This is a genomic window from Streptomyces sp. P9(2023) (genome assembly GCF_032436795.1).
GTDB lineage: Bacteria > Actinomycetota > Actinomycetes > Streptomycetales > Streptomycetaceae > Streptomyces.
The window spans coordinates 1-254 of the sequence record NZ_JAUPWM010000662.1; the positions used below are offsets into that span (position 1 = coordinate 1).

At 58.3% G+C, this 254-nt stretch carries 1 protein-coding gene; it reads left to right on the forward strand.

Features of this window, described 5'->3' with window-relative positions:
• On the forward strand, positions 1–254 hold a 254-nt coding region (locus Q5762_RS39050), incomplete at both ends, for a restriction endonuclease (protein ID WP_315897066.1).

A 254-nucleotide genomic window follows, 5' to 3' on the forward strand; every position in this document is an offset into this window, starting at 1 on the left:
TGCGCGCGGTCAGAAAAGACGTCGATGTCGAAGTTCTGCTCGGCCACAAGCGGGTCGACATCGTCTGGCGCAGGCAGGAATTCGGCAACAAGGCGCGGGTCGTCGCCATCGAGTGCAAAAAGTATTCGCGCGCCCTGAGCCTTGAACAGGTTAGCGGCATCTGGGCCGACTACAGCGCGCTCTATGATCAACATCTCATCGACGAAGTCCTGCTGATCACAAGTCAGGATATCAGCGCGACCGCAAAGGGCTAC